The organism is Bradyrhizobium sp. CSA207 (genome assembly GCF_029051685.1).
Lineage (GTDB): Bacteria > Pseudomonadota > Alphaproteobacteria > Rhizobiales > Xanthobacteraceae > Bradyrhizobium.
Genome location: NZ_JAACFT010000008.1, coordinates 166,056 through 186,590, shown reverse-complemented (window position 1 = coordinate 186,590; position 20,535 = coordinate 166,056). Strand labels below are relative to the sequence as shown.

20 protein-coding genes are annotated in these 20,535 nt (G+C 64.4%); 11 read left to right on the top strand and 9 right to left on the bottom strand.

Annotation, left to right across the window (positions count from 1 at the left end; all coding sequences use genetic code 11):
* Window positions 1-58 precede the first annotated feature (58 nt).
* The gene (locus GWG65_RS11545) at window positions 59-1,708 is read left to right on the top strand and encodes an HWE histidine kinase domain-containing protein (RefSeq protein ID WP_275195698.1); all 1,650 of its coding nucleotides are present in this window, start codon (window positions 59-61) and stop codon (window positions 1,706-1,708) included.
* 8 nt (window positions 1,709-1,716) lie between these two features.
* Here GWG65_RS11545 and GWG65_RS11540 read toward each other — a convergent pair whose 3' ends face one another.
* The 5 genes from GWG65_RS11540 to GWG65_RS11520 all read right to left on the bottom strand — a co-directional run bounded on the left by GWG65_RS11540 (window position 1,717) and on the right by GWG65_RS11520 (window position 5,834).
* The gene (locus GWG65_RS11540; RefSeq protein WP_275195697.1) at window positions 1,717-2,370 is read right to left on the bottom strand and encodes a TetR/AcrR family transcriptional regulator; all 654 of its coding nucleotides are present in this window, start codon (window positions 2,368-2,370) and stop codon (window positions 1,717-1,719) included.
* A gap of 47 nt (window positions 2,371-2,417) precedes the next feature.
* Window positions 2,418-3,560, bottom strand: a complete 1,143-nt coding sequence (locus GWG65_RS11535; protein WP_275195696.1) for an OpgC domain-containing protein — start codon at window positions 3,558-3,560, stop codon at window positions 2,418-2,420.
* A gap of 183 nt (window positions 3,561-3,743) precedes the next feature.
* Complete coding sequence (locus GWG65_RS11530) at window positions 3,744-4,199, bottom strand: hypothetical protein (protein ID WP_275195695.1); 456 nt, start codon at window positions 4,197-4,199, stop codon at window positions 3,744-3,746.
* Between the two features lie 72 nt (window positions 4,200-4,271).
* Complete coding sequence (locus GWG65_RS11525) at window positions 4,272-4,643, bottom strand: DUF883 family protein (protein WP_275195747.1); 372 nt, start codon at window positions 4,641-4,643, stop codon at window positions 4,272-4,274.
* A gap of 78 nt (window positions 4,644-4,721) precedes the next feature.
* Entirely contained in the window at window positions 4,722-5,834 is a 1,113-nt protein-coding gene (locus GWG65_RS11520) for an AI-2E family transporter (protein ID WP_275195694.1), read from the bottom strand.
* Window positions 5,835-6,045: 211 nt separating this feature from the next.
* Between GWG65_RS11520 and GWG65_RS11515 the strand changes: the two genes are divergently transcribed.
* From GWG65_RS11515 to GWG65_RS11505, 3 genes are all read left to right on the top strand, one after another.
* Window positions 6,046-6,822, top strand: a complete 777-nt coding sequence (locus GWG65_RS11515) for a L,D-transpeptidase (protein ID WP_275195693.1) — start codon at window positions 6,046-6,048, stop codon at window positions 6,820-6,822.
* Window positions 6,823-6,839: 17 nt separating this feature from the next.
* Window positions 6,840-7,490 (top strand): DUF2865 domain-containing protein, encoded by a 651-nt coding sequence (locus GWG65_RS11510; RefSeq protein ID WP_275195692.1) that lies wholly within the window; start codon window positions 6,840-6,842, stop codon window positions 7,488-7,490.
* Between the two features lie 345 nt (window positions 7,491-7,835).
* Window positions 7,836-7,991 carry a Thivi_2564 family membrane protein gene (locus GWG65_RS11505; RefSeq protein WP_011084288.1) on the top strand — a complete coding sequence of 52 codons (156 nt, stop codon included), beginning with the start codon at window positions 7,836-7,838 and terminating at the stop codon, window positions 7,989-7,991.
* Between the two features lie 82 nt (window positions 7,992-8,073).
* Here GWG65_RS11505 and GWG65_RS11500 read toward each other — a convergent pair whose 3' ends face one another.
* From GWG65_RS11500 to cysD, 4 genes are all read right to left on the bottom strand, one after another.
* Window positions 8,074-8,274 (bottom strand): CsbD family protein, encoded by a 201-nt coding sequence (locus tag GWG65_RS11500; protein ID WP_187435802.1) that lies wholly within the window; start codon window positions 8,272-8,274, stop codon window positions 8,074-8,076.
* Window positions 8,275-8,369: 95 nt separating this feature from the next.
* The gene (locus GWG65_RS11495) at window positions 8,370-10,535 is read right to left on the bottom strand and encodes a malate synthase G (protein WP_275195691.1); all 2,166 of its coding nucleotides are present in this window, start codon (window positions 10,533-10,535) and stop codon (window positions 8,370-8,372) included.
* Between the two features lie 380 nt (window positions 10,536-10,915).
* Window positions 10,916-12,832 carry an adenylyl-sulfate kinase gene (gene cysC, locus GWG65_RS11490; protein WP_275195690.1) on the bottom strand — a complete coding sequence of 639 codons (1,917 nt, stop codon included), beginning with the start codon at window positions 12,830-12,832 and terminating at the stop codon, window positions 10,916-10,918.
* A 20-nt stretch (window positions 12,833-12,852) separates the two neighbouring features.
* Window positions 12,853-13,647, bottom strand: coding sequence for a sulfate adenylyltransferase subunit CysD (gene cysD / locus GWG65_RS11485; RefSeq protein WP_247388121.1), 795 nt, complete (start codon window positions 13,645-13,647; stop codon window positions 12,853-12,855).
* 245 nt (window positions 13,648-13,892) lie between these two features.
* Here cysD and cysG point away from each other — a divergent pair, with 245 nt between their 5' ends.
* The 7 genes from cysG to cysT all read left to right on the top strand — a co-directional run bounded on the left by cysG (window position 13,893) and on the right by cysT (window position 20,533).
* On the top strand, window positions 13,893-15,329 hold the full coding sequence (gene cysG / locus GWG65_RS11480) for a siroheme synthase CysG (protein ID WP_275195689.1): 1,437 nt from the start codon (window positions 13,893-13,895) through the stop codon (window positions 15,327-15,329).
* Window positions 15,326-15,643: a DUF2849 domain-containing protein gene (locus tag GWG65_RS11475; protein WP_275195688.1), complete on the top strand. Its 318-nt coding sequence runs from the start codon at window positions 15,326-15,328 to the stop codon at window positions 15,641-15,643. Before cysG ends, GWG65_RS11475 begins: the two co-directional genes overlap by 4 nt.
* Window positions 15,644-15,654: 11 nt before the next feature.
* Window positions 15,655-17,310, top strand: coding sequence for a nitrite/sulfite reductase (locus GWG65_RS11470; RefSeq protein ID WP_275195687.1), 1,656 nt, complete (start codon window positions 15,655-15,657; stop codon window positions 17,308-17,310).
* Entirely contained in the window at window positions 17,297-17,812 is a 516-nt protein-coding gene (locus GWG65_RS11465) for a DUF934 domain-containing protein (RefSeq protein ID WP_275195686.1), read from the top strand. Before GWG65_RS11470 ends, GWG65_RS11465 begins: the two co-directional genes overlap by 14 nt.
* Window positions 17,809-18,534 carry a phosphoadenylyl-sulfate reductase gene (locus GWG65_RS11460; RefSeq protein WP_275195685.1) on the top strand — a complete coding sequence of 242 codons (726 nt, stop codon included), beginning with the start codon at window positions 17,809-17,811 and terminating at the stop codon, window positions 18,532-18,534. Before GWG65_RS11465 ends, GWG65_RS11460 begins: the two co-directional genes overlap by 4 nt.
* 124 nt (window positions 18,535-18,658) lie before the next feature.
* On the top strand, window positions 18,659-19,660 hold the full coding sequence (locus GWG65_RS11455; protein ID WP_275195684.1) for a sulfate ABC transporter substrate-binding protein: 1,002 nt from the start codon (window positions 18,659-18,661) through the stop codon (window positions 19,658-19,660).
* A 36-nt stretch (window positions 19,661-19,696) separates the two neighbouring features.
* The gene (gene cysT, locus GWG65_RS11450) at window positions 19,697-20,533 is read left to right on the top strand and encodes a sulfate ABC transporter permease subunit CysT (protein WP_275195683.1); all 837 of its coding nucleotides are present in this window, start codon (window positions 19,697-19,699) and stop codon (window positions 20,531-20,533) included.
* Window positions 20,534-20,535: the final 2 nt, after the last annotated feature.

Here is a 20,535-nt window from a genome sequence, read left to right as displayed (position 1 = left end):
GCGGCATTGATATGCTCCGTATTTATTGCCGACCTCCTGCTTTCGCCTGAGTAATCGCGTGGTCCGGCTGGGTTTCATCATCGGCTTCATCGCTCTTCTCGGAGCCCTGCTCTCCGGGCTTGCGGCCTATCGCGTCCACGATCAGGAGCTGGCGTTGGACCGGATCGCGCTGGCGCGCGCGATCGACGTTCATGCCAGCCTGGTCCAGGACCGGCTGACCGAACGCGAGCTGCTCGCGCGTGTCGCCTCCGGCCTGTTCCGAGCGCCGTCGGTGATCAAGCCGAACATGCTGGAGCCGCTGCGCTCGGCCATCTACGCCTTCAAGACCGATTTCGTGGTGGCCGGCTGGGTCGCCCGGCTGAAGCCAACCGAGCTGGCGGCAGCGCAGACGGCCATCGCGGGTGCCGGCTTCCCAAACTCGCGGATCCGCACCTACGACGACAAACCGATCGATCCGGCGAGTGTCACCCGGCCGATCGACGTGCTGATGGATCTCGAGCCGCGCAGCGACGAGACCAAGACGTTGCCCGGCCGCAGCTATGATCAGGATCAGGTTCGCAGCGCGATGCTGACGCGCGCCCGCGTGGAGAAGCGGTCGGTTGCCTCCGATCCGGTTGCTCTGCTGCGCGGGAATGGGGCGATCGGTGTCATCGTGGCGGCTCCCGTGATTCCCGAAGGCGCGGTGGAGCCGGCCGGCTTCATCACCTTTTCCTATGAGCTCGCTTCGCTGATGCTGACCAATGACGACATGTCGCTGTTCTCGGTCGCGCTCAAGGATCCGCGCAGGGACGGTGGCGAACTGGTCGCCAACGACCAGGGCGTAGTCTCCGCGCGCAACGCGCAGCCGGACGGCTCGGTGCCGTCGGCGACGCGAACCGTGAGCTTCGGTGGCCGCGACTGGCAGCTCGGCTACTACGCGAAGACCAACTCGGCACGGCGCGCCGAGCAGACCGCGATCATCGTGGCCGCGATCGGCTTCGCCATCACCGCCATGGTGTGCGGCCTGTTCGGCTACGTTGCCTACAACAATCTGCGGCTCAGCCGGGAAATCCAGGTCAGAATTGGCTTCGAGCGCCGGCTGACGGCCGTCATCGACGAGCTCAACCACCGGGTCAAGAACATCCTGGCCGTGATCCAGTCGATCGTGACGCGGACGCTGCGTCATGGCTCCGACATCGACGTCGCGCGCGAGCTGCTGATCGGCCGCATCCATGCGATGTCCAATGTCGTTTCGCTGCTCAGCGAGAGCCAGTGGCAGGGCGTCAAGCTGAAGGGCCTGTTCGAGGCGCGCGCCATTCCGCATGCCGACCGCATCGCCGTCAGTGGCCCGGACATCGCGGTCAGCGCGCGTGCCGCGCAGAGCCTGTCGCTGCTGTTCTTCGAGCTCGCCTCGCACTCGGACGAGGGCTTGTCACTGGTCGGCAAGCACCCGCACATCACCGCGAACTGGACGGTGACGGGTGAGGCGCCCGGCGAGGTCTTCCAATTCCGCTGGGAGGAGTTCAACACCAGCGAGGCGACGCGCCGTCCCGATTCCGATTTCGGCCTGATCCTGCTCGACCGCGTCGCGCCCGAAGCGCTCGGCGGCACCGCCAAGCGATTCTTCACCGAGGCCTCCTACGTCTACGAGCTGACCGCGCCGATGGAGACGGTCGTCGACATGTCCGAGCGCGACCGCACCGAGAAGTTTTCGAAGCCGGTGAGATAGTTTCGCGGCTACTCCTTCGGCCGCAACACGAGGTCGACCAGGGTCCGCGCGTAGCCCGGCGTGATCGGCGCAATGCCGAAGACGTAGCGGTAGAACAGGCTGCCATAGATCGCGTCGTAGAGATCCTCGGGCTGCCCCTCGGCCAGGATGCTGCCGTCACGCTGGCCTGCGGCGATCATCTCGACCAGTGCGTCGCGGCGCAGTTGCAGATAGCGTGCGTAGAACAGCTCCGCCGAGCCGGTCCGGGAGATGCATTCGGAGATGACGGCGAGCTGCACCTTTCCGAACTCGCCCTGAAGCGCCTCGGCATAGGCCGCAGCATGACGACGTGCACGCGCCGCGGGGCTGCCGGCGCTTGCCGGGGGCAGCGGCAGCATTTGCGCGGCATGGTGCAGGAAGGCGTCGATCAGCAGCGCCTCCCGCGATGGCCACCATTTGTAGATCGTCATCTTGGAGACGTTGGAGTGGCGCGCCACCGCGTCGATCGTGGTGACGGTGGGTCCCGTGGCGGCCATAAGCGCATAGGCGCTTTCGAGAATCGCGTTGGTGGTCTCGATCGAGCGCGGCCGGCCGCGCCGGGGCGCACTGTCGGCCTCTTCACCCCCGCCTTTTGCCGTCACCACGCCCGGTCTCCTTGCACAGACGCCGCCTTCGCCCGGCATAGCGCAGCCGCAGCTTTGGGCCTAGCGGAATCGAGACGTCTCGGCGGTCAGGCCTGCTGTCGCAATGCTGCGGGCAGATCCTGCCGCTTCGACCAGGAGATGTAATAGGCGACCGCAGCCATCGCCGCGAAGCCGACCAGGCTGACGGCGATCTGCATCACCACCAGATTGGCGCCGGTGATCAGGATCAGATGGCCGGCGAAGGACAGGAACACGCCAACGCAGAACACCGCGAGCCATTCCTCGCCGCATCTGATGACCGCCTGAAGCGGTCTCAATCGCAGGCCCGGATGGTCGGCCGGGACGAGATATGTTGCGAGGAAAGCGAGCGCGAGGAAATGGACCACACGATAAGGCGCGAGGTTTTCCTTGTCGGTCGGCGTGATGCTGTTGAGCACGATATCCGGCAAGAGGGCGGCAAGCGCCGGCGAGTGGCGCATCAGCGTGATCGCCAACGCGAACACGAGATAGGCGCCCGCGAGCACGCGCAGCCAGGACATGCGATGCAGTGCGCGGCCCGACGCACCGGTTACGGCGAACCAGCCGCCCAGCACCATCAGCATCTGCCAGCAGAACGGGTTGAAGGTCCACTCCTGATCGGGATAGACCCGGAAATTCCAGTCGAACCAGCGCGCCGCAAAATACAGGGCGACTGATGCCGCCAGCGTCAGGCTCGGCCGTCGCAGCAGCCCCCACAGCGCAAACGGAAAGAACGCCATCAGCGGGATCATCAATTGCAGGAGATCGAGGTTCAGCGGCTCTTCCTGAAGCACCAGGCCGCGGACCAGGATGCGCAGCGGATGTTCGAGGATGCCGGAGATGTTGTATTCGTGGATGATCTCCGGCGCCATCGATTGCGAGGCGACATAGGCGATGGTGTCGATATAGATCACGAACAGCACGACATAGGCGGCGTAGAGTCGCCAAACGCGGCGGAAGATGCGTGTCGCTGCGACCACGTAGCCGCGCTCCAGCGCCATTCTGCCGTGGATGATGGCGACGCCGTAGCCCACCACGAACACGAACAGATCCGCAGCGCCGCTGAAGCCGAAGTTTCGCAGCGTCAGCAGGTTGACGACATTGTTCGGGATGTGGTCGACGAAAATCGACCAGTTGGCGATGCCGAGCGTCAAATAGAGCCTGGCGTCGTGTTGGAATGCGGCGAGGTTCGCCTTGACGGACGGTTTCATCGCGGAAAATGACTTTTGGAATCACGGGCGCCGCTTTTAGCGGCAACCGCCCGCCTATCCGAGTAGCGTTTGCGTGAATGGAGCCTGATCTGTCCCAGGCGGCGAAAAATTGCGCAAGCCGCGGCCGTGGGATCGCCCGGTCCCGTTGCCCGGATGACGTCCTGCTGTCCGGAGGTCTGACCGCTACTCGGCAGGCTCAGCCGATGCCTCGTCCGATACGCCGGCGCGGCTCGCCATGATTCCGAGTGCGATGCCACCGATCGCAAGGATCGGCAGCAGCCGCTTGACTCCGATGGCGCGAACGATCTGCAGTCCCGTCGCGAGCAGCATCGGGTCGGCCAGCATGCTCTGCGCCGCCGATTTCGCGGCGCGCTCGGCCGCGATCTTGGCGCGCTTCTGCACCTCGCGCTTGTAGCCCCAATAGGTGCCGGCGGAAGTGAGCGTCAGCAGAAAGAAGATGCCCGCGCCAGCGAGACAGGCCTGAACCGGACCATATTTCTCCAGGACCGAGATGAAGACGGCGGCGCAGAGGAAGCATGTCGTCACGAACAGCGCGAATGCCGCGGCGGCGGCAAGCGATGTCAGCCGGACAGTCGTGCCGGTGGATGCACTGATCCCGTCTATAATGCGCTGAAGCATGGCCTTGCTCCTCAAATGCCCACAAGCCGCCCCGGCGGCGCTGCAGCCGCGGTCTTGAGGCCGTTCGCGGCCTTACCGACGCCAGGCGGCGCCAATCAGGAAACCGATGCCCAGCGCGAGCGCGACCGTCGCGAGCGGTCGCTGCGTGATCGCATCTTCCAATGTCTCCTCGATCGATCCGTAAGCGTCTTGCGCAGCATCCATCATCGCGCTGCCGCGCTCGGACATGTCGTCGATCGCGGAATCCATGTTCTCGCGCGCCTGACGATAGCCACGGCGGGCCTGCTTGCTCGTGGACTTGGAAAAGGTATTGAGCGCGTCGGTGATCTGATCGGTAAGGGTGGCGATATCGCTTTTCACAGCTGCTATATCCTTCTCGAGGCGTTCTCTGGTGGCTTTGTCGGTCCAGTCTCTCATCCCGGATTCGGCATTGGTCGTAGACATCGGGAGCTCCGAACTATTGACGACTGAGGCAACCGGAAAACGTTTCGTTGTCGGGTAAGTTCCGTTCACGGAAACCGGTCAGTCCTGCGGAAGCTGCGGCGAATCCGTCGGCAGCAGATGCTCCTTCAGGATCAGCGCGACGATCAGGAGCGGCGACGACAGGAAGGCGCCCATCGGGCCCCATAGCCAGGTCCAGAACGCCAACGCCAGCAGCACGGCAAGCGCATTGAGCGCGAGCCGCCGGCCGATGATGGTCGGCGTGACGAAATGTCCCTCCAGGAAGGTGATGCCGCCAAAAGCAAGCGCCGCCGTCAGACCGCCGCCGATGGTCGGGAACGCGACCAGTCCCACCACGACCAGAATGGCGAACATGGCGACCGGCCCGATGATCGGGACGAAATTGAGGGTCGCCGCAAGCGCGCCGAGCCCGGCCGGGTTGGGCATGCCGGTCAGCGCGCAAACGATGCCGGCGGCGACGCCGACGCCGACATTGATGACGGTGACGGTCAGGAGGTAGTTGCCGAGATGGACCTCGATCTCGTTGAGGATGCGCAGCGTACGCAGCCGGGCGTCGTGATCGCTGAAAGTCATGATTATCGCCCGCCGCAAATCGCGCCAGCTCGCGATGAACAGGATGAGGGTGACGAAGAACAGCAGAAACTCGGTGAAGGTCGGCGACAGGAATTCCAGCGTCGGCTGCACCCATTCGAATTTCGGCATCTGGAAGCTCGGCAGTTCATCCGAGCCGCCGACCATCATCTGCAGTTCCCGCCAGAGCGCGAGCGGCCGGTCGAACACGTGCAGCTTGTCCTTCAGCTTCACCCCGAGTTCGGGCAGGCGGGAGCTCCATTCCATCACAGGTGAAGCGATCAGCGCGACGACGAAGCTGACCACGGCGGTCCCGGCGACCACGATCAGCACGGAGGCGAGCCCCCGCGGCACTTTGCGCTTCTCCAGGAAGGTTGCTGCCGGCGATAGCATCGTGCCGATGATGAAGGCCATCACCACAGGAAGGAAGAACGCCCTTCCGACGTAGAGCACCGCGACTACGGCGATCAGGAGCAGTCCGGCGAGCGAGAAGGCGACGAATTCGGTGCGACGGATCACCCGCGGCAGTTCGCTATGACTGTCTGCAAGCGGGGTGCCTTCGCCGTTACCGGGGATCATACGTTCACTGGGAAGGACGCGCACAACACCTCTCCGGCACGGAAGCCCCTCGGCCCGCGCGCCCACGACAAGCTGAGAACGTGCGATCGCCCCCATGGGTTCCATCGCGGCCTCGTGAAGATGCGCTCGCTTGACTGTGACATGGCTGCCGCATCCCTGGGCGGAACTTGAGTCGGCTCGGCCGCGTTTAGCCGGCAGCGCATCACCCAGATGCACAATTCTAACGGGGCGGCACATGACGAAATTCTCTGCATTCCACCGCCGGCTCTCGCCGCGCGTGCTCACCACTGTTGCTTTTGCCACAGCGTTGCTGACAGTGCCCTTCGCGGCACAGGCACAGACGTTCGGCTATCCGCCGATGCCGTCGCAGGCCTTTCCACAGAACCCGAGCTATTCGCAGGGCTATGCGCGCCAGGAGCCGCAGGCCGCCGACGAGGACGCCGTGCTGCCCGATCGGCTGCGCAGGCAGATCGTCAGCTTCGACAAGAACGAGCCGGCCGGCACCATCGTCATCGATACCGGCAACACCTATCTTTATTACGTTCTCGGCAATGGCCGCGCCATCCGCTACGGCGTCGGGGTCGGTCGCGACGGCTTCACCTGGTCAGGCGTGCAAAGCGTGGCGCGCAAGGCGGAGTGGCCGGACTGGCATCCGCCGGCGGAAATGATCGCGCGCCAGCCCTATCTGCCCCGCTTCGTTGCCGGCGGCCCTGGCAACCCTCTCGGTGCGCGCGCGATGTATCTCGGTGCGAGCGAATACCGCATCCACGGCACCAACGATCCCACCACTATCGGCAAGTTCGTGTCGTCCGGATGCATCCGCATGACCAATGAGGACGTCATCGACCTGTTCGGTCGGGTCAATGTCGGCGCCAAGGTCGTGGTGCTGCCCAAGAACGCGCCGCTGATGGCCAAGGGGTACGACAGGGGCGGTGAGCGCAAACGCCCGGCGATGACGCCGCCGCCCGCGGGCCGCCAGGCGTTGAACGCCTCGATCTCGGCGGTGAACTAGGAGTTGAATGAGGTCACATGAGTAAATGTTCGATCGGCAAGCTGGCTAGCGGCGCGGCGGCATTGTTCACCGTCGCCTCTCTCGGTCTCGTGCTGGCGCCGTCGGCGCAGGCGGAGGATTTTTTCTCGGCGCTGTTCGGCGCGTTCGGAGCGCGGCCTCCACAGATCCGGATGCCGTTCCCGAACGACGACATGCCGGGCTACGACTCCCCGCGCCAGCGGGCTGCCTATGGCGGCGGCGCTGCCTATTGCGTGCGCGGCTGCGACGGCCGCTATTTTCCGGCGCAGGGTGCAGATAGCGAAAGCAAGGCGCAATCCTGCAAGAGCTTCTGTCCAACCGCCGAAACCTCGCTGGTGTATGGCAGCAATATCGACGACGCCACGACCGAGGGCGGAAAATCCTATTCCGACCTGCCGAACGCGTTCCGCTATCGCAAGGAGATGGTTGCGGGCTGCACCTGCAACGGCAAGGATTCCGCCGGTCTCGCGCAGGTCAAGGTCAAAGACGATCCCACCTTGCGCAAGGGCGACATCGTCGCTGGCGCCGAAGGACTGGTGGTGGCCAACCGCAACGCAAATGACCGGCACGGTGTCGCAATGAACTTCTCGCCGCTGCCGGAATCGATCCGCGCAAAATTCCGCCAGGTGCCGGTGGTGGCGAAGGAATAGGGCGCGCTTCCCGCTCCTGTATCGTCGTCTTGGCGAGAGCCAGGACCCAGCTCGCCGAGCGAAACGATCAGCGAGGCTTCGCCCGCGGTGTTGCGGAGCAGCCAGGCGTTCTGCTTGATCGACAGCAGCTGGTCGATCTCGGGTCCTGGTGGTTGACGGTGGCGGCCAGGATGTTCGAGAGCTTGTCGAGCAGGCATCTGAAACGAAAAGGGCAAAATTTTAGGCGGGCGGCCTATCGTAGAAGTACGAAACTACGATAAGTTGCAATGGGTTGCCTGTGTGGAACCAGCGCGGGGGACAGACGTTAGGACATCGTTAGCAATTTGCCTGAAGGGGGCTTCTGCGATGCTGGTCGGTGTACTCGTCACCTTTCTCGTCGTCATTCTCGTGCTCTATCTCATCAACATGCTGCCGATGGACGGCCGTGCCAAGCAGATCGCGCGCGTCGTCGTCATCATCATCGGCGTCGTGTCGCTGCTGAAATACCTGACGGTGTTTTAGCGCGGGCAAGGTCCTTCCCTCGTACCGTCGCTGTCGCAACGAAAAAGCCCCGGCTTGCGCCGGGGCTTTGCTTGCGGCTGCTTCAATGCAGCGACTTGAGCCAGTCGTCGACATCCTGACGCACCTGATCCTTGGCCTTGCCGTAGCGTTGCTGGAGCCGGCCCTCGAGTTGCTCGCGGCGGCCCTCGATCAATTTGAGATCATCGTCAGTGAGCTTGCCCCATTTCTCCTTGGCGGATCCCTTGAACTGCTTCCAGTTTCCTTCGATGCGATTCCAGTCCATGACCATCTCCCATTGGTTGATGGCCCGACAACGCAAGCGGCGCGCGGCCGTTCCGCTGCGCGCCGCGACGTTTCGCCCGCTCGATGCAATCCTCCTCAGCCTGCCGCCTTCGCTTCGCGGCGGCGCGCGGTGAGGATGTATTCGGTGTAGCCGTTCGGCTGCTCGCGCCCCTTGAAGACCAGGTCGCAGGCCGCCTTGAACGCGACACCGTCGAAGGAGGGCGCCATCGGCTGATAGAGCGCATCGCTCGCGTTCTGCTTGTCGACGACGACGGCCATGCGCTTGAGGGATTCCATCACCTGGGCCTCGGTGATGACGCCCTGGTGCAGCCAGTTGGCGAGGTGCTGGCTGGAGATGCGCAAGGTCGCACGGTCCTCCATCAGGCCGACGTCGTGGATGTCGGGGACCTTGGAGCAGCCGACGCCCTGGTCGATCCAGCGCACGACGTAACCCAGGATACCCTGGCAGTTGTTGTCGATCTCCTGCTTGACGTCGTCGGGCGCCCAGTTCGACTTCGACACCGGAATGGTGAGGATGTCCGAGAGCTTCGCGCGAGGCCCGCCCTTGGTGAGCTCCTGCTGGCGCGCGGTCACGTTGACCTGATGGTAGTGCAGCGCGTGCAGCGTCGCCGCGGTCGGCGAGGGTACCCACGCTGTGGTGGCGCCCGCCTGCGGATGGGCGAGCTTCTGCTGCAGCATGTCCGCCATCTTGTCCGGCGCGGCCCACATGCCCTTGCCGATCTGGGCGTGGCCGGGCAGGCCGTCGATCAGGCCCATGTCGACGTTCCAGTCCTCATAGGCCTTGATCCAGGCCTGCGCCTTCATCTCGTTCTTGCGGATCATCGGACCCGCCTCCATCGAGGTGTGGATCTCGTCGCCGGTACGGTCGAGGAAGCCGGTGTTGATGAACATGATGCGCCTGGAGGCGCGCTGGATGCAGGCTTTCAGGTTGACGGTGGTGCGCCGCTCCTCGTCCATGATACCGACCTTCATGGTGTTCTCGGGAAGGCCCAGCATCTTCTCGACGCGATTGAAGATCTCGCAGGTCAGCGACACCTCGTCCGGGCCGTGCATCTTCGGCTTGACGATATAGGCCGAGCCGGTGCGGCTGTTCTTGACCTTGGAATTGCCCTTGAGGTCATGAATCGCAAGCAGACCGGAGACGGCGGCATCGAGCAGGCCTTCCGGAATCTCCTCGCCCTTCTCGTCCAGCACCGCGTCGGTGAACATGTGGTGGCCGACATTGCGCATCAGCAGCAGGCTGCGGCCGTGCAACGTCACCTCGCCCTTGCCGTCCGGCGTCTTGTAGGAGCGGTCGGTGTTGAGCGAACGCGTCAGCGTCTTGCCGCCCTTCTCGAAATCGGCCGAGAGCGTGCCGTTCATCAGGCCGAGCGTGTTGCGATAGACCAGCACCTTGTCCTCGGCGTCGACCGCGGCAACCGAATCCTCCATGTCGAGGATGGTGGAGACCGCGGACTCCATGATCATGTCGGCGACGCCGGCCGGATCGTCCTTGCCGATCATGTTGTTGCGGTCGATCTTGACCTCGACGTGCAGGCCGTTGTTGACGAGCAGCACGGCGGAAGGTGCCGCCGCATCGCCCTGGAAGCCGGCAAACTGCGCGGCGTTCTTCAGCGCGGTGGCGTTGCCGCTCTTCAGCTTCACCGCAAGCTGGCTGGCGACCACGCTATAGGCGGTGACGTCGGTGTGGCTGCCGGTCGCGAGCGGCACGGCGGCATCGAGGAACGCCTTGGCCTTGGCGATCACCTTGTCGCCGCGTGCCTTGTTGTAGCCCTTGCCCGCGTCGGCGGCATCGTGCGGGATCGCATCGGTGCCGTAGAAAGCGTCATAGAGCGAACCCCAGCGCGCATTCGCCGCGTTCAGCGCATAGCGCGCATTGGTCAGGGGCACGACGAGTTGCGGGCCGCAGATCTTGCCGATCTCCTCGTCGACATTGGCCGTTTCGACCTTCTGGGTCGCCGGCTCGGGCAGGAGATAGCCGATCTCCTTCAGGAAGGCCGTGTAGGCGTTGATGTCGAACGGCTTGCCCTTGTTGGCGCGATGCCAGTCGTCGATCTGGGCTTGCAGCGTATCGCGGACCGCCAGCAGCGCGCGGTTCTTCGGCCCCAGCTCCTTGATGATGGCGGCCAGCCCGGCCCAGAACGCGTCGGGTGCGATGCCGGTATTCGGGGCCGCTTCCTTGGCGATGAAATCGAACAGGACGGGGGCGATCTTCAGTCCGTGGGCGTCGACGCGTTTCATGATGGGCTTTCTTGTTGGAAATGGCTGTTTTTGGCTGCTTTTGACCCGACAGCAGCAAAATGCGCCCGCAAAGGACGGCTTTCGGGGCTCTATTAGCCCCAAAATCGAGGCCGTGAGAAGGCCCCCGAGGTCTGTCAAAATGTCAAGGCGAGGTGGGGAGGCAAGCTCGCTGTCATCGCCCGGCTCCGACCGGGCGATCCAGTATTCCAGAGGCGGCGGGTGGACCTAACCGAGAAGTCTCGGCGTACTGGATTCCCCGCCTTCGCGGGGAATGACAGCGGAGCACGTGGTGGCGTCCACCGTTGTCATGCCAGGCTCCCCAGATGCGACGGCGGCGCGGATGGCCGGGTCTAGCCCGGCCAAGACGTAAGAGGTCGCCCTCAAATATTCGCGGCGAGATCCACGACCTCATCGAACAGAACACCGGTCGTCTTCAGCATTTGCTCGATGGCGTCGGTCGCATCTGCGACCGAACGCGTGGCGGTGTCGATCACGAGCTCGGCGGCCTCGGGCTTCTCGTAATCGTTGCCGATGCCGGTGAAGGATGCGAGCGCGCCGGCTCTCGCCTTCTTGTAGTGGCCCTTCGGGTCGCGCTCCTCGCACACCTCGGCCGATGTCGCGACGTGGATCTCGCGGAACGCGGTATCGGCGATGCGGCGCGCCGCGGCGCGGTCCTCGCGTGCGGGCGAAACCGCTGCGACGATCGCGATGTGACCGTTGCGGGCGAGATGCGTCGCCACTTCGGCGAGACGGCGGATGTTCTCGCTGCGATCAGTGGCGGAGAAGCCGAGATCGCTGTTGAGGCCGGCCCGCACGGTGTCGCCGTCGAGCAAAATCGGAGAGCCGCCGTTGGTGAACAGCCGCCGCTCCAGCGCCTTCGCCAGCGTCGACTTGCCGGACGCCGGCAGGCCGGTGAGCCAGACCACCGCGCCGTTGTGGCGATAGCGTGCGGAGCGCTCATCCAGCCGCAGCGCCGATTCCACCGGCACGATGTCGACCGGCTCGGCGCGCTGGCCGGCATCGACCGACAGCACGAGGCCGCCGCCAGCGATGCGCCCCGAGACTTCGATCACGAGGCGGCCGGTGCGCGGATTTTCGGTGTAGGGATCGACCGCGATCGGATTGGAGAGAGAGATGTCGATCTCGCCGACATGGTTGCGGCCGATCGCCTTGTTCTCGACGCTCGACAGCTCGCCGGGATCGACCGCCTTCTCGATCGCGACCACGGTGGCGCGGCTTTCCTTCGGGCCGCAGCGCACCAGCAGCTGGTCGCCCTTGGCGAGCGGCTTGTCGTGCAGCCAGAAGATCCGTGCGCGCAGCCGCCGCGTCTCGCGCGGGGCGGCGTTCGCATGCGCGATAATGTCGCCGCGCTCGACGAACAGCTCTCGGTCGAGCGTGATGCCGACCGAGCGGCCGGCGCCCTGACGTCCGGCGACCGGCGTCACCGGCCAGCTCTCGACCGACTTGATTCTGGCGATCTTGCCGGCTGGCATGATCACGATCTCATCGCCGGCAACCAGGCTGCCGGATTCGATGCGGCCGGCGACGATGCGGCGATCGTCAAATTTGTAAATTGCCTGCACCGGCAGGCGCAGCGCCAGCGCCTCCAGCGGCCGCGCCGGCTCCAGCCGGTCCAGCGCCTCCACCACCGTCGGTCCCCTGTACCAGCCGATCCGGTCGGTCCGTTCGGCGACGCCGTCGCCGTCGCGGGCGGAAATCGGGATCACGGCCGTCGGCGTCACGCCGAGGCTTTGCAGATGCGCCGAAATCTCATCGCTGATCGCCTTGAAGCGTTCGGCGGCGAAGTCGACGCGGTCCATCTTGTTGACGACGATCGCGACCTGCTTCACGCCGAGGAGATGCAGGAGATAACCGTGCCGGCGGGTCTGGTCGCGCACGCCTTCGAGTGCGTCGATGATCAGCACCGCGCCGTCGGCTTGCGAGGCGCCGGTGATCATGTTGCGCAGGAATTCGGCGTGGCCGGGCGCGTCGATCAGCACGATGTCGCGCGAATTGGTCCGGAAGCGGATTTGTGTGGTGTCGATGGTGATGCCCTGGTCACGCTCGGTCTGGAGCGCGTCGAGCAGGAATGACCATTCGAACGGCATGCCGCGCCGCGCGCTGACGGCTTTGAGCATTTCGAGCTTGCCGTCGGGCAGGCTGCCGGTCTCATGCAAAAGCCGGCCGACCAGCGTCGACTTGCCGTGGTCGACATGGCCGACGATGACGATGCGGACTTGCGGCCGCGTCGTGCCGTTCGGGGTGGCGGGCGAGGCGGGGGTGACGATCATGTTCATAGCCGCGATGCGTCCTTGAATCAGAGATAGCCGGCGACGCGGAGGCGCTCGAAGGCGTCCTCGGTCTCGTGGTCGAGCGCGCGACCGGCGCGCTCCGGCACCTTGGTCTGTTCGAGCTCGATCAGGATCTCGTCGATGGTCGATGCGGTCGAATTCACCGGATTGGTGATGTCCTGGTCGCCCAGCGAGCGATAGCGCTTGCCGTTCTGCGAGAGATAAAGCGGGATGATCGGGATGTTCTCGCGCTTGGTGTAGGCCCAGATGTCGGCCTCGGTCCAATGCAGGATCGGGTGAATGCGCAGATGGGCGCCCTGCGGCGGCGAGGCGTTGAAATGGTCCCAGAACTCCGGCGGCTGGTCGCGCACGTCCCAATTGCCTTCGAGCCCGCGCGGCGAGAACACGCGCTCCTTGGCGCGCGTCGCTTCTTCGTCGCGGCGGATGCCGGCGATCAGGCCGTCAAAGCCGAATTTGGCCAGCGCCATCTTCAGCCCTTCGGTCTTGCGCGCGGCAGAACGGGCCGCGGGCGGCAGCGTTGGGTCGACGGCATCGATCGGCGGGCAGGGCTCGACGCGCAGGTCCAGATCCCACTCCTTGCCGTAGTGATCGCGGAAGCGATACATCTCCGGAAACTTCTTGCCGGTGTCGACATGAAGCGCCGGGAATGGCAAGCGGCCGAAGAACGCCTTGCGCGCCAGCCAGATCATGACATTGGAGTCCTTGCCGAGCGACCACAGCAGGGCGATCTTCTTCAACCGGGCAAAGGCCTCGCGGAAGATATAGATGCTCTGCGCCTCGAGCTGGTCGAGATGGTCCATGCTGGGGGCAAGTTCAGCAGAAAATTCTTGAGCACGTGCGCGCTCGGTGAACGCGGGGCTGCTCAGTCGATCAGCAGCGGAATCGTCCTTGAGAAGATGCATCTCTGCCACTTTGCGTTTGGAGGCGAAAATTCTATAGTCGCAGCGCGGGAGAGAAGAAAAAATTTTCTCTTTGCGCGCGTGAAACGACACATATATAGAAAATAATTCCAGTCAACCCCGTATGTGGGGGAAGCGAGTATCGCATGCGGTTCTTGCCGGTGTTTCTCGATCTCAAGGCCGGTCCCGTGGTCCTCATCGGCGCGGGTGAGCTTTTGCGCGCCAAGCTGCGCGTGCTTGCCGCCGCCGGCGCACGCCTCCGCGTGCACGCGATCGACGGCGATCACGACCTCGGTCTCGGATCTGATGACACGGCGCGGGTGACGCTTGCCGACGGCGATCCGCTGACCACTGATCTTTCCGGCGTCATTGCCATCGTCTGCGCCGGCGCGGGCGGTGTCGGCGTTGCGATGTCGGCGCGGGCCAAGGCTCTGGGCCTGCCCGTCAACGTCATGGACGACCTCGAGCACTCCAGCTTCATCTTCCCGGCCATTGTCGATCGCGGCGACGTCGTGGTCGCGGTCGGCACCGGCGGAACGTCGCCGGTCGTGGCACGGCGCGTGCGTGAGAAAATCGAGGCGCTGCTGCCGGCGCGCATCGGCGAGCTCGCCGAGTTCATCGGCGCCTTCCGCAAATCCATCAACGAGCGCATCGCCGAGTTTCCGTTGCGCCGGCGCTTCTGGGAGCGCGTGATCGACGGTCCGATCGGCGCTGCCGTGCTCGCCGGCCGCAAGGGCGAGGCGGAAGCCGCGCTTGGGAAGATTTCAGATCCGACCGCCTTCGCGCGCACGGACAAGCCGGAAGGCTCCGTCACGCTCGTCGGTGCCGGTCCCGGCGATCCCGATCTCTTGACCATCAAGGCGCTGCGCGCGCTCCAGGATGCCGATGTCGTCTTTCATGACGAACTGGTCTCGCCGGAAATTCTCGACCGCGTCCGCCGCGACACCGCGCGCATTCCGGTCGGCCGCCGCGTCGGCAGGCCCGGTATCGGCCAGGACGCCATCAACAAGCGCATGATCGAGGCTGCACAGGCGGGCCAGCGCGTGGTGCGGCTGAAGGGCGGCGATCCCTTCGTGTTCGGTCGCGGCGGCGAAGAGATCGAAGCCTTGCGCGCGGCCGGTATCGCCTATTCGATCATTCCCGGCATCACCGCCGGGCTCGGCGGCGCCGCCGATTTCGAGGTGCCGCTCACCTATCGTCATGAGGCGACCCGCATCACCTTCCTCACCGCGCACAGGGCGCGCGATGCCGAGACGGTGGACTGGTTGACGCTGACCGACACCAAAATGACCGTCGTCGTCTATATGGGCATGACCGCGGCACCTGCCGTGCGCGCCGGCCTGTTTGCGGCCGGCCGCTCGCCGGAAACGCCGGTCGGCGTGTTCGCACGCGTGACGCGACCCGACGCGCAAGGCGCCATCGGCACGCTTCGCGACTTGCCCGAGCTGGTGCGGCGGATCAACGGTGGTCCCGCCATTCTCATCATCGGCGACGTGGCCCGGCATGCCGGGTCCCTGCGCCGCGAAACTCCCGAGAATAACCCAAAGAAAATCATCTCTGACCTCTTGGACGCAGCCGAATGACCTCTCCGCTTGAACAGAAGAAGATCAAAATCGCCGGCCCCTCGGTCGTGACCGCCAACCGTACCTGGGACGGCATCGTGGTCTACCGTACCGCAGCCAACGGCTGGTCCGCGGACCTGTCGGACGCCGCAATTGTGCGCAACTCCGACGAGGCGAAAGCGTTGCTTGCCGAGTCCGTCGCCGATGACGTCGGCGCGATTGGTCCCTATATCGCGCCGGTGCAGATCGGCGCGGACGGCAAGGTCCAGCCCGGCAATCTGCGCGAACAGATCCGCCGCACGGGTGTGACGATCGGGTCGCCGGTCCAGGTTTAAGGCGCTCTCTGATGTATGCTTACGACGAAATCGACCGCACGCTCGTCAACGAGCGCGTCTCGGAATTCCGCGACCAGGTGAAGCGCCGCCTCTCCGGCGAACTCACCGAGGACGAGTTCAAGATGCTGCGCCTGCAGAACGGCGTCTATCTGCAACTGCACGCCTACATGTTCCGTGTCGCGATTCCCTACGGCACGCTGGCGTCGAACCAGTTGCGGCAGCTCGCTCACGTCGCGCGCAAATATGACCGCGGCTACGGCCATTTCACGACGCGGCAGAACATCCAGTTCAACTGGATCAAGCTTGCGGAGCTGCCGGATGCGCTGGCCGATCTTGCCGAGGTCGGCATCCATGCGATGCAGACGTCCGGCAACAACATGCGCAACGTCACCTCGGACCAGTGGGCCGGCGTCGCGCCCGGCGAGATCGAGGATCCGCGCATCTGGTCGGAGCTGATCCGCCAGCACACCACGCTGCATCCGGAATTCTCGTTCCTGCCGCGCAAGTTCAAGATCGCGATCACCGCGTCGGACCATGATCGCGCTGCGATCAAGATCCACGATATCGGCCTGCGCCTGATCAAGAACGAGAAGGGCGAGACGGGGTTCGAGGTGCTGGTCGGCGGCGGCCTCGGCCGTACGCCGTTCATCGCCAAGACCATCAAGCATTTCGTTCACGGCCGCGACATCCTCAGCTATATCGAGGCCATCCTGCGCGTCTATAACCAGTACGGTCGCCGCGACAACATCTACAAGGCGCGCATCAAGATCCTGGTGCACGAGCTCGGCATCGAGAAGTTCTCGCGCGAGGTCGAGGATGAGTGGCAGCACATTCGCAATTCCTCGCTTCAGATCGACGACGAGGTGATCGAGGACATCCGCTCGCGCTTCACCTATCCGGCTTACGAGAAGCTGCCGCACATGCCGGACGAGCTGCGCCAGGCCGCGGCCGATCCCGGCTTCGAAGCGTGGCGCAAGAACTCGGTGGCCCCGCACAAGAACCAGGGTTATTCCATCGTCACGATCTCGCTGAAGCCGATCGGTGCGCCGCCCGGTGATGCCACCGCCGAGCAGATGGACGCGCTGGCCGATCTCGCCGACAAATACTCCTTTGGCGAGATCCGCGTCGGCCACGAGCAGAATCTGGCGCTGCCCCATGTCGCCAAGCGCGACCTGCCGGCGCTATGGAAGGCGCTCGACAAGCTCGGCCTGGCGACGCCGAACGTCAACCTGATCACCGACATCATCGCCTGCCCCGGGCTCGACTATTGCTCGCTGGCGAATGCGCGTTCGATCCCGATCGCGCAGGAGCTGACGCGGCGCTTTTCCAATCACGAGCTCGCCAATCTGATCGGCCGGCTGCACATCAACATCTCCGGCTGCATCAACGCCTGCGGCCATCACCATGTCGGCCATATCGGAATTCTCGGTGTCGAGAAGAACGGCGAGGAGGTCTATCAGATCACCATCGGCGGCCGTGCCGACGAGAATGCCGCGCTCGGCAATCTGATCGGTCCCGGCGTGAAATTCGACGAGGTCGCCGACGTCGTCGAAGACATCGTGGAAGCCTATCTGGCGCTGCGCGAACGGCCCGAAGAGCTGTTCATGGACACGGTGAAACGCCTCGGCGTCGAACCTTTCAAGGAGCGCGTCTATGCCACTCGTTAACGGCGGAAAGATCGTCGACGACAGCTTCGCCAAGCTTGCCGTCGATACGCCGCTGCCCGCCGGCGGCGACATCCTGGTGCCGGCCGAACGCTTCCTGAGCGAAAGGGAAGCGTTGCTGGCGCGTGGCGGCAAGGTCGGCGTGATCTGGCCGAACAATCGCGACATCAGCGAACTGGCGCCCCATCTCGAAAAGCTCGCCGCCGTTGCGCTGGTGTTCCCGACGTTCCGCGACGGCCGCGCCTACAGCCAGGCGCGGCTGCTGCGCGAGCGCTACAATTATCGCGGCGAATTGCGTGCGACGGGCCAGGTGCTGCGCGACCAGTTCGTATTCATGCTGCGCGCCGGCTTCGATTCCTTCGAGGTCAAGAAGCAGGCAGACGCGGAGGCCTTCATGCAGACGGCAAAACGCTACTCGGTGTTCTATCAGCCGACCGGCGATGGCCGGGTCACGGCGCTGCACCGGCGCATGCAGCTGCGTCACTCTGAAGGTGTCGGCACGTGAACGCAGTCGCATCTCAGGTATCGTCAGTCTCCGGACTGCCCTCGGCGGAGGAGCTCGATCGCGCGCTGCGCGATGCGTCGCCCGCGGAGGTCATCGCCGCGGCCCTGAAGGCGGTTGGCCGCGAGAAGCTTGCGCTGGTGTCCTCGTTCGGCACGGAATCGGCGACGCTGCTCAAGGTGATGGCGGATGTCGATCCGGCGATCCCCGTGGTCTTCCTTGATACCGGCTGGCTCTTCGAGGAGACGCTGGCCTATCGCGACACGCTGATCACGGCGCTGGGGTTGAAGGACGTTCGCTCGATCAAGCCGGCCGAGGAGACGCTGTCGCGCGAGGATCCCGACCGCGACTTGTGGTTCTCCGATCCCGACGCCTGCTGCCGCATTCGCAAAGTGGAGCCTCTAGCGCATGCGCTAAAGCCGTTCGCTGCCTGGATCAACGGCCGCAAGCGCTTTCAGGGCAATGCGCGCGCCGACATTCCGGTCGTCGAGGACGATGGCGCGCGGTTGAAGTTCAACCCCTTTGCCAACGTCTCGCGCGAGGAGATCGAAGCGATTTTCGTCCGCGCCAAATTGCCGCGGCATCCTTTGGCCGCGTCCGGATTTCTGTCCGTTGGATGCATGCCTTGCACCAGCCGAACGGCTGCGGGCGAGGACGAACGCGCCGGCCGGTGGCGCGGCCGCGCCAAGACAGAATGCGGCATTCACACGATGAAGATTTCGTAGCACAGCTAGGCTGCAACGCTACGAACAAGGAAATCCGGTTCCGTTGACTTGAACGTGTTTCGCCCCGAGTTATGTCTGCACGCCTTCGTTGACACTGAGGTCCTCGAAGTGAATGGAGATGGACATGATGCGCCGTATCGTTCCGCTCGCGGCAGGGCTGCTCCTGACAGGCTTCTTGGCAAGCTCGGCTTTCGCCGCTGACATCAATCTGCTGAACGTGTCGTACGATCCGACGCGCGAGCTCTATGCCGAATTCAACAAGGCGTTCGCGAGCGCCTATCAGAAGGAGACCGGCAAGAGCGTCGAGATCAAGCAGTCGCACGGCGGCAGCGGTTCGCAGGCGCGCGCGGTGATCGACGGATTGCAAGCCGATGTGGTGACGCTTGCGCTCGCCTATGACATCGACGCCATCGCGAGCAAGGGTCTCACCGCAGCCGATTGGCAGAAGCGGCTGCCGCAGAATTCATCACCCTATACTTCGACCATCGTGTTCCTGGTGCGCAAGGGCAATCCCAAGGGCATCAAGGATTGGGACGATCTGCTCAAGCCGGGCGTCGCCGTGATCACGCCGAACCCAAAGACCTCGGGCGGCGCGCGCTGGAACTATCTGGCGGCGTGGGGCTATGCCCAGAAGAAGCTCGGCTCGGCCGACAAGGCCAAGGACTTCATCGGCAAACTCTATCAGCAGGTGCCGGTGCTCGACACCGGTGCGCGCGGCGCGACCGTGACCTTCGTCGAGCGCGGCGTCGGCGACGTGCTGCTGGCCTGGGAGAACGAGGCGTTCCTTGCCTTGAAGGAGTTTGGTCCCGCAAAGTTCGAGATCGTGGCGCCGCCGCAATCGATCCTGGCCGAGCCGCCGGTCACGATCGTCGACAAGGTTGCCGATAAAAAGGGCACGCGCAACGCCGCCGACGCTTATCTTCAGTATTGGTATACCAAAGAAGGTCAGGAGATCGCCGCGCGCAATTTCTACCGTCCGCGCGATGTCGAGATCGCCAAGAAGTACGAAAACGCCTTCGCCAAGGTCGAGCTGTTCACCATCGACGATGTGTTCGGCGGCTGGACCAAGGCGCAGAAGGAACATTTTGCCGACGGCGGCGTCTTTGATCAGATCTACAAGAACTGATCGGGCGCGGTCGGAGGGGCTTTTGCAGGGGGCCTGGTGAGCGCAATCGCAGCACGACGCCGGACATTGCCGGGCTTCGGTCTCACCATGGGACTGACGCTTTCCTGGCTGTCAGTCATCATTCTGATTCCGCTTGCCGGCCTGTTCCTGAAATCGCTCGAGCTCAGCCCCGAGCAGTTTTGGAACATCCTCTCCAGCCGCCGCACCCTGAACGCGTTTCGCGTCTCCTTCGGCCTCGCCTTCGCGGCGGCCTGCGTCAACCTGGTGATGGGCAGCATCATCGTCTGGGCACTGGTGCGCTACCGCTTCCCCGAACGGCGTTTGTTCGATGCCATTGTCGACGTGCCGTTCGCGCTGCCGACCGCGGTGGCCGGTGTCGCACTGACCGCGCTGTTCGCAGAGAAGGGCTGGTTAGGGGCGCCACTCGCAGCGCTCGGCATCAAGGTGGCGTTCACGCCGGTCGGCATCTTCGTCGCGATGATCTTCATCGGCATCCCCTTCGTCGTCCGCACCGTGCAGCCGGTGCTCCAGGATCTCGATCCCGAGATCGAGGAGGCCGCCGGCAGTTTAGGGGCGAGCCGCTGGCAGACCATCATTCGCGTGATCCTGCCTTCGCTCGGGCCGGCGCTGCTGACGGGGCTCGCGCTCGCCTTCGCCCGTGCGGTCGGCGAATACGGCTCGGTGATCTTCATCGCCGGCAATTTGCCGAACGTGTCCGAGATCGCGCCACTCCTGATCGTGATCCGGCTCTCCGAATTCCGCTACGCCGATGCGACCGCCATCGCGGTGGTCATGCTCATCGTCTCCTTCGTCATCATCTTCGCCGTCAACCGGCTCCAGCGCTGGGCGCAGAGCCGGATCCCGGCGCGTTGAGG